Annotated in this window: 15 protein-coding genes; 5 read left to right on the top strand and 10 right to left on the bottom strand. The window is 71.3% G+C overall.

Translation table 11 applies throughout. The annotated features are described in order from the left end of the window. Nucleotides 1-7: 7 nt before the first annotated feature. From STRNI_RS03850 to STRNI_RS03840, 3 genes are all read right to left on the bottom strand, one after another. A complete protein-coding gene (locus STRNI_RS03850; RefSeq protein WP_277410544.1) occupies nt 8-1,063 on the bottom strand; it encodes an NAD-dependent epimerase/dehydratase family protein in 1,056 nt (351 codons plus the stop codon). 190 nt (nt 1,064-1,253) lie between these two features. Then, entirely contained in the window at nt 1,254-1,988 is a 735-nt protein-coding gene (locus tag STRNI_RS03845; protein ID WP_159484356.1) for a lysophospholipid acyltransferase family protein, read from the bottom strand. A 130-nt stretch (nt 1,989-2,118) separates the two neighbouring features. Beyond that, nucleotides 2,119-2,286, bottom strand: a complete 168-nt coding sequence (locus STRNI_RS03840) for a hypothetical protein (RefSeq protein WP_266441577.1) — start codon at nt 2,284-2,286, stop codon at nt 2,119-2,121. Between the two features lie 478 nt (nt 2,287-2,764). On the opposite strand from STRNI_RS03840, the gene STRNI_RS03835 reads away from it, so the two are divergent. Together STRNI_RS03835 and STRNI_RS03830 are read left to right on the top strand one after the other, a co-directional pair. Next, nucleotides 2,765-3,448, top strand: coding sequence for a hypothetical protein (locus tag STRNI_RS03835; RefSeq protein ID WP_018092598.1), 684 nt, complete (start codon nt 2,765-2,767; stop codon nt 3,446-3,448). 224 nt (nt 3,449-3,672) lie between these two features. Beyond that, entirely contained in the window at nt 3,673-4,092 is a 420-nt protein-coding gene (locus STRNI_RS03830; RefSeq protein WP_018092599.1) for an SSI family serine proteinase inhibitor, read from the top strand. A gap of 22 nt (nt 4,093-4,114) precedes the next feature. Here STRNI_RS03830 and STRNI_RS03825 read toward each other — a convergent pair whose 3' ends face one another. From STRNI_RS03825 to STRNI_RS03805, 5 genes are all read right to left on the bottom strand, one after another. Then, nucleotides 4,115-4,273 (bottom strand): hypothetical protein, encoded by a 159-nt coding sequence (locus tag STRNI_RS03825; protein WP_026170157.1) that lies wholly within the window; start codon nt 4,271-4,273, stop codon nt 4,115-4,117. 106 nt (nt 4,274-4,379) lie between these two features. Then, complete coding sequence (locus tag STRNI_RS03820; RefSeq protein ID WP_018092601.1) at nt 4,380-5,339, bottom strand: cytochrome c oxidase assembly protein; 960 nt, start codon at nt 5,337-5,339, stop codon at nt 4,380-4,382. A 295-nt stretch (nt 5,340-5,634) separates the two neighbouring features. Beyond that, on the bottom strand, nt 5,635-6,660 hold the full coding sequence (locus tag STRNI_RS03815; RefSeq protein WP_018092602.1) for a 6-phosphofructokinase: 1,026 nt from the start codon (nt 6,658-6,660) through the stop codon (nt 5,635-5,637). A gap of 198 nt (nt 6,661-6,858) precedes the next feature. After that, a complete protein-coding gene (locus tag STRNI_RS03810) occupies nt 6,859-7,587 on the bottom strand; it encodes a type 1 glutamine amidotransferase (protein ID WP_018092603.1) in 729 nt (242 codons plus the stop codon). Between the two features lie 28 nt (nt 7,588-7,615). Beyond that, nucleotides 7,616-8,854 (bottom strand): MurT ligase domain-containing protein, encoded by a 1,239-nt coding sequence (locus tag STRNI_RS03805; RefSeq protein ID WP_018092604.1) that lies wholly within the window; start codon nt 8,852-8,854, stop codon nt 7,616-7,618. 185 nt (nt 8,855-9,039) lie between these two features. Here STRNI_RS03805 and def point away from each other — a divergent pair, with 185 nt between their 5' ends. Next, nucleotides 9,040-9,600: a peptide deformylase gene (gene def / locus STRNI_RS03800; protein WP_018092605.1), complete on the top strand. Its 561-nt coding sequence runs from the start codon at nt 9,040-9,042 to the stop codon at nt 9,598-9,600. Nucleotides 9,601-9,636: 36 nt separating this feature from the next. Here the strand turns inward: def and STRNI_RS03795 are convergent, their stop codons facing one another. Then, a complete protein-coding gene (locus STRNI_RS03795; RefSeq protein WP_018092606.1) occupies nt 9,637-10,284 on the bottom strand; it encodes a TetR/AcrR family transcriptional regulator in 648 nt (215 codons plus the stop codon). Nucleotides 10,285-10,446: 162 nt separating this feature from the next. On the opposite strand from STRNI_RS03795, the gene STRNI_RS03790 reads away from it, so the two are divergent. Further along, a complete protein-coding gene (locus STRNI_RS03790) occupies nt 10,447-11,673 on the top strand; it encodes an acyl-CoA dehydrogenase family protein (RefSeq protein WP_277410543.1) in 1,227 nt (408 codons plus the stop codon). Between the two features lie 47 nt (nt 11,674-11,720). Further along, nucleotides 11,721-12,500: an SDR family NAD(P)-dependent oxidoreductase gene (locus STRNI_RS03785; RefSeq protein ID WP_277410542.1), complete on the top strand. Its 780-nt coding sequence runs from the start codon at nt 11,721-11,723 to the stop codon at nt 12,498-12,500. A gap of 82 nt (nt 12,501-12,582) precedes the next feature. On the opposite strand, the gene STRNI_RS03780 is transcribed toward STRNI_RS03785, so the two are convergent. Next, on the bottom strand, nt 12,583-13,197 hold the full coding sequence (locus STRNI_RS03780) for a nitroreductase family protein (protein ID WP_277410541.1): 615 nt from the start codon (nt 13,195-13,197) through the stop codon (nt 12,583-12,585). Nucleotides 13,198-13,219: the final 22 nt, after the last annotated feature.

Here is a 13,219-nt window from a genome sequence, read left to right as displayed (position 1 = left end):
CGGGTCCTCAGCGCTTCCCGCCCCGCTCCGCCAGCCACCGGTCCTCGGCCGCGTACCCGAACAGCTTCTCGTCCGGGTAGAAGCCGGCCATCCTCGGGAACAGCTCCCACCAGTCCCGCCCCTTGACCTGGTCGGCCAGCCAGGCCACCGTCGCGGGCAGCGACTCCTCGTAAGTCGTCACCGCGCGATAGCCCAGCTCGCGCTCCGCCGCGGTCATGTCGTAGACGAGGGGATGCGGGACCGACCACGGGGTGTCGCCGACGTCGGACGACGGCGGGGCACCGTCCACGCGCACGACCTCGCTCTCCGGCGCGCCCATCGCCGCATCCACCGCCGCCGAGATCTCGGCCACCGTCGGCGCCTGCGGATCGGCCGCGTTGAGCACCCGCGACCCCGGCCGGCGGGCCGCCAGCCGGACCAGCTCGGCGAGGTTGTCGACATGCACCGGATGGAAACGGCTGCTGCCGCCGTAGGCGAGCACCCGCACCCGGCGCCCGTCCAGCACCCGCTTGACGAAGTACAGCTCACGGGGCAGCGGACTGTACGGCCCGTGCACGGCGCAGGCCCGCAGCAGCGTCACCGGCAGCCGGTCGCCCTGCGCCAGCAGCGCCCCTTCCAGGGCGACCTTGCGGGTGCCGTAGTCCTCGTCACCGGGCGGCACGGTCGGCTGGGTCTCGGGGACGGGCAGCGGATAGACCGGGGAGCCGTCCGGTTCGTCCATCGTCGCGAAGCTGCGTCCGCGGTCGTCCGCGTACACCGCGCAAGTGGAGACCACCACGGCCGAACCGATCCGGTCCGCCAGGGCCGTCAGCTGCTTCGCGTGCGCGGCGCCGTACGCCACACAGTCCAGCAGTACGTCACAGCCCTCGCCGATCAGCCCGGCCAGTGCCGTGTCGTCCTCCCGGTCCACCGCCACCGAGCGGACCTCCCCGGGCCAGGAGGCGTCGCGCCCGCCGTGCCGGGACGCGGCCCGCACCTCCCAGCCGTCCCGCGCCAGGGCCCGCACCGCCGCGCGCCCGATCTGCCCGCTCGCCCCGATCACCACTGCGCTGCCTGAAGTCATGGCGGGACCCTACGGGCCCCCGGACGGCGGCCGCCTGACGGTTCGCCCACGGCGCAAGACGCTCCCCCGGAAGCCGGAAGCCGGAAGCCGGAAGCCGGAAGCCGGAAGCCGGAAGCCGGAAGCCGGAAGCCGGAAGCCGGAAGCCGGAAGCCGGAAGCCGGAAGCCGGAAGCCGGACCCGGGTCGGCTGCTCAGCGCACGGGCCCTTTCCCGCTCCCGTGCCCCCGCCGCCCCTGTGCCCGCGCCTGTGCCTGCGCCTCGGCCTTGGCCTCGCCCGCGTAGGTGTCGACGTACTCCTGCCCGGACAGGGTGAGGATCGCGTACATGATCTCGTCGGTGACGGCACGCACCACGGTGCGTTCGTCCTCCAGCCCCGCATAGCGCGAGAAGTCCAGCGGTGCGCCGAAGCGGATGGTGATCCGCATGGCGCGCGGCAGCCGCCGGCCCGTCGGCTGCGCCTCGAACGTGCCGATCATCGCGCACGGCACCACCGGCACGCCCGCGGTGAGGGCCATCGAGGCGACGCCGGTACGGCCCTTGTAGAGCCGCCCGTCGTGCGAGCGGGTGCCCTCCGGGTAGATGCCCAGCAACCGGCCCTTGCGCAGGACGGCGAGCCCCGAGGAGAGCGCCGCCTGCGAGGCCCGGCCGCCGGACCGGTCGACCGGAATCTGCCCGACGCCCCGGAAGAACGCCGCGGTCAGCCGTCCCTTCAGACCGGGTCCGGTGAAGTACTCGGCCTTGGCCAGGAACGTCACCCGGCGCGGCACGATCGCCGGCATCACGAAGTGATCGGCGAACGACAGATGATTGCTCGCGATGATGGCCCCGCCCTCCTCCGGCACATGACCGAGCCCCTCGATCCGCGGCCGGAACACCAGCCGCAGCAAGGGCCCGAGAAGGAGGTACTTCAGTACCTGATAGAGCACGGTGCAGCTCCCTGTTCCGTCGGCCCGCCTGGGCGGCTACCTCGCACCGGGTCACGAGCGGGCCCGGAGACGGCCAGTGAGTTTATGGGCAAGTGCCGCCGCGGGTAACCACCTTGGGCCGGATCGATGCTTACCCCTTTCCCGTACCCAGCGACCACAGGGCGAGACGGGTGAGATGAGCGCCGCCGTCCTCGGCGAAGACCTCCACTGCGGAGGCGGCCACGACGTGGCGCAGCCGCAGTCCGCCGCCGGCGCGGCCGACGGGGCGCGGGGTGCACGGCGGCTCCGGTGGACACACCGGACCACCAGACCCTGTCGGTGTCGCCCCAGGACCCGTACTTCGCGGACGCCGGCCAGGCGGTCACGGCCGCCCGGTACGCCAACGACCATTACGCCGGCCGGGTCCGGGGTCACCCCACCCGCTTCTCCGCGTTCGCCGCGCTCCCGCTGCCGCACCCGGCTGCTCGGCACCGACTTCCCCTACCAGAGCGGACACCGGCTGCGCCGGGCCGTCGAGTTCCTGGAGGAGGCCCTCCCGCCGGAGCAGGCCGAGGACGTCCTGACGGCGGGCACCCGGCTGATCCGGCGGCGCGAGGCGTAGGACTGCCGGGCGTCACACGCACCCGGCATCATCGCGGCCGCTTTGTCGCCTTTCGGTATCCGCTTTGGCATACGCGGACAACTTTCAACTCACCCTGAACCCGGTCGGGTTGGCGCGCCGTACTGTCCGGCAACCGAGCCCGACCCCACAGCCGGGCCGAGGACAGGAGCCATGGATGTCCCGAAAGAGAACAGTTGGCCGACGTCAGAAGATCATCATCGGTGTCAGTGCCGCGGCACTGGTCGGCGGGATCGCCATCGCCACCACGGGCACCAGCCAGGCATCGGCGGCATGCGACGGACTGGCCACTGCGCTGAGCAACAATCAGAAGTTCATCGCCGACCAGAAGGCCAAGCCCGACGCGCAGTCGGCCGCGCGGATCGCCAACCGGGAAGCCGTGATCAAGGAGATCCAGGCGAAGCAGAAGGCCGCCGGCTGCTCCGCGGACGGGGGCGCGGCCGCGGGCGCTCCGCCGGCGGCGGACGAGCCACCCGCCGGCGGCGCGGCGTCCGCGTCGCAGGCGCCGCCCGGATCGGCACAGCCACCCGCGTCGGACGACCCGCCCGCGTCCGACGACTCGTCCGCCTCCGCCGCCCCGCCGGCCGGCGACGGCGATGTGGTGTGCCCCGGCTCGACGGTGACCCTCTCCGGCGAGGGCGGCGCACCGGCGGCGTCCAGTGGCGAGTTCCCCACCGGGACCAAGCTGAAGGTGACCAACCTGGACAACAACAAGTCGACGACGGTCTCCGTCACGTCCACGTCGGGCAGCTGTGTGCTGCTGAACAACGCGGCGTTCGAGGAGGTACGTGAAGAGGGCAAGAACCTGATCCGGCGCGCCCGCATCGAGCGCGTGGGGTAACCCCGGTCCGGTGGCCGGCAGCGGAGCCGCCTCCTCCGTTGCCGGCCACCCTGTCTCCTGGCGTGGCCCTGTCTCCTGGGCGGCATCCGCAGGCCGTACGGGCGACCTCACGGCGTGGCCGCTTGTCCGCCGGGTCGCGGCGAGGTGCCCTGGGGCCGCCGGGCGCCGCGTGACCCTGTCGGGCTCCGGCAAGTGATCCCACCGAGTGTTCCCAGGAGACCACGATGCCCGTGAGCCGTCGACGCCGATCCGCCCGTGCCACCCTGCCCGCCACCGTGCTTGCCACCCTGTCCGCGGCCCTGCTCTGCGCCGGTCCGGCCGGCGCCGACGAGCCGCCGTCCGGCGATCAGGGCCTGCAGCTCACCATGTCCGGAGCGGGCAACACCTGGACACGGGGGGTCCGGCTCAGCTGCCCGGACATCCACCGCAGACATCCGCACGCGGACGCCGCCTGTGACGCGCTGACGTGGGCCCGCGGGGACCTGGACGCGCTGCCCGGCGAGCCGCACAACTGCACCAGGGAGTTCGACCCGGTCACCGTCACCGCGACCGGCACCTGGCGCGGTGTCCCGGTCAACTGGCGCAAGGAGTACCCCAACGCCTGCACGATGGACTCCGCCACCGGGCCCGTCTTCCGCTTCTGAACGGCGCCCCGCGCCGACGGGATCAGACCGGCCGCGCGGCCACCACTCCGATCGTCACCAGCGCCAGCACCACCCAGGAGAACCAGACCCAGCCATTGGCGCCCAGTGCCACGGTGTAGGCGGTCGCCACCACCAGCCCGCCCACCGTGCACACGGCCATCGTCCTCGCAGATCCGGGCATACCCGCACCCTCCTCACGGCGGCCCGGACGCCGGCGAACGACGCGGGCCGCGGCCATGGGACCATCGTCCCCGGCCGCGGCCCGTACCGCCAGACGTCGACCGCCGTCACTGCCCCCGTGCGTTGAGCGAGGCGAGGTAGGCGTTGTAGTCGGCCAGATCCTTGTCGCCGTTGCGGTCGGCGGCCCGGTCGGCGCGCTGCGACTGACGCTCCTCGGACTTGTACCACTGGAAGACCAGGGCGATCAGCACCACGACGGACGGGATCTCGCTGAAGGCCCAGGCGATGCCGCCGGCGGCCGACTGGTCGGACAGCGCGTCGATCCCGAGCGAGGCGGGCGGGTTCAGGAAGGTGTCGACCATCGGCTCCGAGGCCATCATCAGCGCGATCCCGAAGAACGCGTGGAACGGCATGCCCGCGAACAGCTCCAGCATCCGCATCACGTAACCCGGCCGGTGCGGGCCCGGGTCGACGCCCATGATCGGCCAGAAGAACACCATGCCCACCGCGAGGAAGTGCACCATCATCCCGATGTGCCCGGCCCTGGTCTCCATCAGGAAGTCGAACAGCGGCGAGAAGTAGAGCGCGTAGAGGCTCGCGATGAACAGCGGGATGGTGAACGCCGGGTGCGTGATGATCCGCATGTAGCGGCTGTGCAGCAGCGCCACCAGCAGTTCGCGCGGTCCCTTGCGGCCGCGCCCGGCGGCCGGCAAGGCGCGCAGCGCCAGCGTCACCGGCGCCCCGAGCAGCAGCAGGATCGGCGAGAGCATGCTGATGACCATGTGCTGGACCATGTGCACGCTGAACATCGCCATGCCGTAGTCATTGAGCCGGGTGCACATCACCAGTGCCACCGACACCAGGCCCAGCGCCCAGGCCACGGTCCGGCCCACCGGCCAGGCGTCCCCCCGGCGCCGCAGCCGGATCACCGCCCAGCCGTACAGCCCGAGCCCCAGCAGACAGCCGACGAGAAAGACCGGATCACCACCGAACTCCAGGCCCCTCCCCAGCGTGAACGGCGGCAGATCCATGTTCATGCCGTCCATGCCGTGCCCGCTGTGATCCATCCGCTCGCTCCTGATTCGTACCGATACTCCGGCGACAAGACTAGACGGGTGAGTCCGAAGTCCCGCCTGCGGGGAGGCGCCAGGCACGCACATCTGCGGCGTTGGCCGAATCCACCCATAGCTCCGCTATGACTGAATCCGTCCGCCTTGCAGCTGCACGCGCCTGACGCCTCCCCGCCCGCCCTTCGGTCGGACGACGGGACTTCGGACTCACCCGTCTAGAACTGCCCCCGGCCATGGAATCGGCCGGGGGCAGTTCGTGCAGTCCGGAACTATCGCGCCGGATCCACCGGGGTCACAGCACGCACTCGGCCTCGTCGTAGCGCTCCGCGGGCACCGTCTTGAGTGTCTCCACGGCCTCGGCCAGCGGCACCAGTGTGATGTCGGTGCCGCGCAGTGCCGTCATCATCCCGAAGTCGCCGCGGTGTGCGGCCTCGACGGCATGCCAGCCGAAGCGGGTGGCGAGCACCCGGTCGTACGCGGTCGGGGTGCCGCCGCGCTGGACGTGCCCGAGGATGACCGGACGCGCCTCCTTGCCGAGCCGGTTCTCCAGCTCCACGGACAGCTGCCGGGCGACGCCGGCGAACCGCTCATGGCCGTACATGTCCTTGCCGCCGATGTCGAAGGGCATGGTGCCCTCGCGCGGCTTGGCGCCCTCGGCGACCACCACGATGGCGAACTTCTTGCCGGCCTCGAAGCGCTCGGAGACCCGCGCGGTGAGCTCGTCGATGTCGAAGGGCCGCTCCGGCACCACGATCGCGTGCGCACCGGCCGCCATCCCCGAGTGCAGCGCGATCCAGCCGGTGTGCCGCCCCATCACCTCGACGATCATCACCCGCTGGTGCGACTCGGCGGTGGTCTTGAGCCGGTCCAGCGCCTCGGTGGCGACCCCCACCGCGGTGTCGAAGCCGAACGTGACATCCGTGACCGCGATGTCGTTGTCGATGGTCTTCGGGACGCCCACGATCGGCAGCCCGGCGTCCGACAGCAGCCGTGCCGCCTTCAGCGTGCCCTCGCCGCCGATCGGGATGATCGCGTCCAGGCCCAGCTCGGCGACATGGCCGCGGGCCCGCTCCACACCGTCGCGCAGATGCGCGGGCTGCACCCGGGACGACCCGAGGATGGTGCCGCCGCGCGCCAGGATGCCGCCGACGGCATCGAGGTCGAGCTTGCGGTAATCGCACTCCAGCAGGCCCTTCCAGCCATCGCGGAAGCCGATCACCTCATCGCCGTGATCAGCGGTGGCGCGGTGGACGACGGACCGGATGACGGCGTTCAGTCCGGGGCAGTCGCCGCCGGAGGTGAGGACACCAATACGCATTGCTCGAAAAACCTCTGCAGCTCAACCGGGGGCCCGGACCCCGTCGTCCGGTTGGATTCCGCTCACCCTACAAGCGCGGGGCCGCCGGGAACACGTACGCCCGCAGTGCGGACTGCGGGCGTACGGAAGGGGTGCAATCCGGGCGCGGAGCGGATATCCGGATATCCGCAAACCGCCCGAAAGGCGAATCAACCGGTATTAAGCGGGCTGGGTCGCCGCGGCGATCCGCTCCTGGCGCAATGCCTCGTACCAGGTGTCGTCCACCGGAGGCAGCGCATTGACATCGAGCGCCAGCTTGATCAGCAGGTCGGCGATATGCGGATTGCGCGCCATCACCGGGCCGTGCATGTACGTACCGAAGACGGTGTCGTTCCACGCGCCCTCGTAGCCGTCGCCGACACCGTTGCCCTTGCCGAAGCGCACCTTGGCGAACGGCCGGGCGGTCTTGCCCAGGTGCGTGACGCCCTGGTGGTTCTCGAAGCCGGTCAGCGGCGGCAGCCCCAACTGCGGGTCGATATCGGCGAGTACGTCGCCGACGCAGCGCTCGGCCTCGCCGCGGGCGCTCACCACGTCCAGCAGCCCCAGGCCCTGCTGCCGCTCCCCGAGGTCATTGATGAACTCATGGCCCAGGATCTGGTAGCCGGCGCACACCGAGAACACGATCGCGCCGTTGGAGACCGCCCGGCTCAGTCCGCCGTCGCGGATCAGCCGCTCGGAGGCCAGCCGCTGCGGCCGGTCCTCACCGCCGCCGATCAGGTAGATGTCGCCGGAGGTGGGGATCTGCTGGTCGGACCGTACGTCCAGACGCTGGACGTCCAGACCGCGCTGGCGCGCCCGCCGCTCCACCACCAGGGCGTTCCCCTGGTCGCCGTACGTGCTCAGCAGGTCCGGGTAGATCCACACCAGACGGAGGCTGTTGTCACTCATTCTCGATCGTCCTTGTCCGCGCATCACGTCAGTTGCCCACGCGCCGGCGCAGGTCCTGGAAGGCCGTGTAGTTGGCGATGACTTCGATCCGGCCGGGCGGTGCCAGCTGCACCGCCTCGTCGAGGCTCTCGCAGACCTGGAAGTCGAGGCCCGCGACCTCCAGCCGCACCGCCAGGTCCAGCTTGCGGTCGCCGAGCACGAAGATCGGGTGCCCGGCCAGCCGGGTGTAGTCGACGTCCCACAGCCAGGAGGTGTCGGTGCCGTCCGCGCCGCGGGCGTTCACCGACATGATCACCGGGGTGGGCGGCGGGTCGATCAGCGAGAACGTCTCCAGCCAGCCGGCCGGGTTCTTCGCCAGCAGCAGCCGCAGCTCCCGCTCCATGAAGGTGACCACGTCATAGCGTCCGGCCACCGCCTGCACCGAGAACATCCGCTCCAGGGCCACCTGCGGCGGCACCCCGAAGGCGGCGGCGACCGCGGCGGACGTGGTGGCGTTCGCCTTGTTGGCGCGCCCCGGCAGCTGCAGCTTGATCGGCCAGGCGCTGCCGTGCGGGTCGAGGACATGATCGCCGGACAGCGCCCAGCTGGGCGTGGGACGGCGGAAGCCGCACTCGGCGCAGAACCAGTCCTCGCCCGGCCGCTGCATCACACCACCGCACGAGGGGCAGGACCAGGCGTCGTCCTTCCACTCCTGCCCGGCCGCGACCCACACCACATTCGCGGACGACGAGGCCGCCCACACGATCAGCGGGTCGTCCGCGTTGGCGATGATCAGGGCCTTGGAACCGGCCAGCCCCTCGCGCCAGTGCTCGGCCAGCATCCGGGTCTCCGCGGCGCGGTCGAGCTGGTCGCGGGAGAGGTTCAGCAGCGCTATGGCCTTCGGCGTCGTATCGCGTGCGACACCGGCGAGGTACTTCTCGTCCACCTCGATGACGCCGTAGCGGGCGTCCGATCCACCGGCCAGCGCGGACGTGATGCCCGCCGGCATATTGGCGCCGAGCGCGTTGGAGACCACCGGACCGCTGGCCCGCAGCGCCTCCGCGATCAGCCGCGTCGTGGTCGTCTTGCCGTTGGTCGCCGACACCAGGATGACGTCCAAGTGCCGGGCCAGCCGCGCCAGCAGGTCGGGGTCGAGCTTGAGCGCCACCCGGCCACCGATCACCGATCCGCTGCCGCGGCCCGCCGCGCGCGATACCGCCGCCGCGGCCTTGCCCGCCGTCACGGCCAGCTTGGCCCGCGGCGACAGCGGCTCCGTGTTGCCTGCCATCGTCTTTGATCCTCCTTGCATCCGGCGCCCGCCTGCCGTGGGGCTGAGGGTGGAACGCCTCCTCCGCAGCCGATGACCGGCCGGGGCTTCGGTCGGGGATCAGCCTATCGAGATCCGGCCGCAGCCCCGAACCCCGCCACCCGTGCGGCGACATCCGAGCTGTGCAGGACCGTACGCTTGTCCCCATGCGTCCCCGCACCATTCCCGGCAGTTCCGGCCATGTCCGCCCGCTGCGATTGCTCGGCGATCCGGCCCTGACCGAGCCCTGTCAGGAGGTCACCGTCTTCGACGACGAGCTGGCCCGGCTGGTCGAGGACATGTACGCGACGATGTACGCCGCGCAGGGTGTGGGCCTCGCCGCCAACCAGATCGGTGTCCCGCTGAGGGTTTTCGTCTACGACTGCCCCGACGACGAGGACCGCCGTCATCTGGGGCATCTCGTCAACCCCCGGCTCGTCGACGTCGACGGACCGGTCATCCGCGGACCCGAGGGCTGCCTCTCGCTCCCCGGCATCGAAGCCGGCACCCCGCGCCACGACCACACCGTCGTGACCGGGGTCAGCGTCACCGGCGAGCCCCGGACGGTGACCGGCACCGGCTTCTTCGCCCGCTGTCTCCAGCACGAGTGCGACCATCTCGACGGTGGTCTCTACGTCGACCACCTCACCGGGCTGCGCCGCCGCCGGGCGCTGCGCGCGGCGGCCAAGGCCCCGTGGGCCGCCACGGCGGAGGCGTCCGGCCGCTGAGCGACCGGCGCTTCCCGCCGTTTCACGGACCGGCGCTCAGAAGCCGGGGCCGTCCGTACGGTCCTCGACCGCGGCCAGCTGCCCCCAGAGCAGATCGGCCAGCTGCTTGACCAACTCCTCGCGTGAGCAAGGGCGTTCGCGCAGCCACCAGTCACCGGCGTGCTGCATCATGCCGACGATGCCATGGCCCCATACGCGCGCCGTCAGCTCGCCGCCCGGACCCAGGTCGAGCCGGTCGGTGATCACCTTGGCCAGCTCCTCGCCGAGCCGGCGCAGCAGCGGGGCGGAGTGCCGTCCGACATCGAAGCCGGACTCGGACGCGTTGTCCTCGTCCGACGGGTGCATCAGGAAGCGGTACACCTGCGGCCGGGCCTCGATGGCGAGGAGGTAGGCGTCGAGGGTGGCCTCGACCCGGTCCCGGCGCAGGACGGGGGCGTCCAGCGCGGTCGCCAGATTGGCGAGCAGGGCATCCGTGTGCCGTACGGCGAGCGCGCGGTACAGCCCGCCCTTGTCGCCGAAGTGCCGGTAGAGGATCGGTTTGGTGATACCCGCCTCGGCGGCGATGGCGTTCATCGAGGCGTCCGGGCCGTCGCGCAGCACAATGCGCTCGGCGGCCTCCAGCAGCTCCCGCCGTCTGCGCTCGGTCGCCGTCTGCCGGCGGCCGCTGTGCTCTGTGCTTTCCATGGTCGTGCTCCCCACCCTTGTGAATCCGTGGCGCTGGCGCAACGTAACACCCGATCTCCACGGCGATTTCGTTCCCAGGGGAGTTGACACCGCTTACTGGCGAGTAACACACTGCGGGTTACCGCTAGTAACACCGTAATGCCTGCAGCAGCTGGAGGGGACATGGCCGAGTTCACCATGGAGCTCAACGACGAGCAGAAGGAAGTCCGTGACTGGATTCACGGCTTCGCCGCGGACGTCATGCGCCCCGCCGCCGCCGAGTGGGACGAGCGCGAGGAGACCCCCTGGCCCGTCATCCAGGAGGCCGCCAAGATCGGCCTGTACTCCCTCGACTTCTACGCCCAGCAGTTCTTCGACCCCACGGGCCTCGGCATCCCCATGGCGATGGAGGAGCTGTTCTGGGGCGACGCCGGTATCGGTCTGTCGATCGTGGGCACCGGCCTGGCTGCCGTCGGTGTGCTCGCGAACGGCACGGAGGAGCAGATCGGCACCTGGGTCCCGCAGATGTACGGCGACGTCCATGACGTCAAGGTCGCCGCCTTCTGCTCGTCGGAACCGGACGCCGGCTCGGACGTCGCCGCCATGCGCACCCGCGCGGTCTACGACGAGGCCAAGGACGAGTGGGTGCTCAACGGCACCAAGACCTGGGCCACCAACGGCGGCATCGCCAACGTCCATGTCGTCGTCGCGGTCGTCGACCCGGACGCCGGCTCCAAGGGCCATGCCTCCTTCATCGTCCCCCCGAACACCCCCGGCCTCTCCCAGGGGCAGAAGTTCAAGAAGCACGGCATCCGCGCCTCGCACACCGCCGAGGTCGTCCTGGAGAACGTCCGGATCCCCGGCCACTGCCTGCTCGGCGGCAAGGAGAAGCTCGACGAGCGTCTCGCCCGGGCCCGGGAGAACGCCAAGAAGGACGGCGAGAGGGTGAAGAACGCCGCCATGGCCACCTTCGAGGCCTCCCGGCCCGCCGTCGGCGCGATGGCGGTCGGCACTGCCCGCGCGGCCTACGAGGAGGCCCTGGAGTACGCCAAAACCCGCTCCCAGTTCGGCCGCCCGATCATCGACAACCAGGGTGTGGCCTTCCAGCTCGCCGATATGCGCACCCAGATCGACGCCGCCCGCCTGCTGGTCTGGCGGGCCTCCTGGATGGCGGTGACCAGCAAGCCGTTCACCTCCGCCGAGGGTTCCATGTCGAAGCTCTTCGCCAGCGAGGTCGCCAAGAAGGTCACCGCCCAGGCCGTACAGATCCTCGGCGGTAACGGCTTCACCCGCGAGTACCCGGTCGAGCGGATGCACCGCGACGCCGCCATCTACACGATCTTCGAAGGCACCAGCGAGATCCAGCGCCTGGTCATCGCCCGGACGCTCTCCGGGATGCCGATCCGCTGAGACGGCCGCCCTCGTCCGGCCAGGCCTTCGCCGTCTAGGGTGCGGGCATGATCTCGCCCAGCTACCTCTCCGAACTGTTCTCGCTGGACGGCCGGACCGCCGTGGTGACGGGCGGAAGTTCCGGCATCGGCCGGGCCGTCGCCGGGGCTCTCGCGCGAGCGGGGGCGAGCGTGGTGATCGTGGCGCGCAAGGAGCCGGAACTGGCCGCCACGGTCGACGAGCTGGCGGCGGACGGCTGCCGGGCGGCCTGGGTGAGCGCCGACCTGAGCACCCGCGACGGGGTGCGCGCGGCAGCGGAACAGGCAGCCGGGGTGTTCGGCGAGCCCGACATTCTCGTCAACAGCGCCGGGATCAACCTGCGGCCGCCGATGGGCGAGCTGGGCGAGGAGGTGTGGGACGCGACGATGGCGGTGAACCTGGAGGCGCCCTACCTGTTGGGCCAACGGTTCGGGCCGGGCATGGCCGAGCGGGGCTTCGGGAGGATCATCCACATCACCTCCCAGCAGGCGCACCGGGCATTCGTCCAGAGCGGCGCCTACGGGGTCTCCAAGGGCGCGCTGGAGTCGCTGGCCCGCTCTCAGGCCGAGGCGTGGTCGCCCCACGGTGTCACCTGCAACACGCTGGTGCCCGGCTCCGTCATGACCCCGCTCAATGCGCGGTTGGCGTCCGACCCGGAGAAGGTGGCGGCGCTGGCCGAGCGCACGCTGGTCGGACGCAACGGCCTGCCCGAGGACTTCGCCGGAGCGGCGGTGTTCCTGGCCGGCCGCGCCTCCGGCTACGTCACCGGGCAGGCGCTCTTCGTCGACGGCGGGTTCTCCGTTCACTGAGCCCGACACCGCATCCGGACCACGTGGCCCCGCGGGCTGGTACGGGCGGACGGCGCACTCCGGCCGCCCGTACCGCCCGCGGTCAGAGCGTGTCGCTCACCCGTTGGTGACCGCTGGGCCGGAGCGGGCCGGGCTGCCCCGGGAAGCCCTCCGGTGTGAACCGGGAGACCCGGTGGCTGACCGGTACCGGGGAGCGCAGGACCGAACGCCGGGTGGGGTCCGGGCTGCCGATGTAGAGCCAGCCGATGAGCCCTTCGTGCGGGGCGAGGCCCAGCAGCGTACGGGTCTCGGCGGAGTCGACGGGCGAGCCGGTGCGCCAGATGCTGCCGAACCCCCTGTCGTGCAGGAGGAGCATCAGCGAGTTGACCATCGCGCTGCTCGCGGCGAGCTGCTCCCAGTCCGGTACGCGGTGGTTGCGCCGGGGCACGAAGACCAGCGTCGCGAGGAGCGGGGCGCGCAGTGGTTTCCGCATCTCCCGGCGGACGGTCTCCGCGTCGGTGGCGCCGGACGCGAAGGACACGCCCAGCGCCGTCCGGCTGTCCCCGCGTACGAGGATCCACCGCCAGGGGCGGAGGTGGCCGTGGTCGGGCGCGGTCGCCGCCCAGCCGAGCAGATCGACGAACTCCTCGTCGCTCGGGGCGGGTTCGATCAGACGGTGCTCACTGCGGCGGGTCCGGATGGCGGCTTCCAACTCCATCAGCAGTCGCTCCTCATCGCTC

Origin of the sequence: Streptomyces nigrescens (assembly GCF_027626975.1) — a bacterium.
In the GTDB taxonomy this organism is placed as follows: Bacteria; Actinomycetota; Actinomycetes; order Streptomycetales; family Streptomycetaceae; genus Streptomyces; species Streptomyces nigrescens.
Note: the sequence above shows the minus strand (reverse complement) of the source record. Positions and strands in the feature narration are given on the sequence as shown.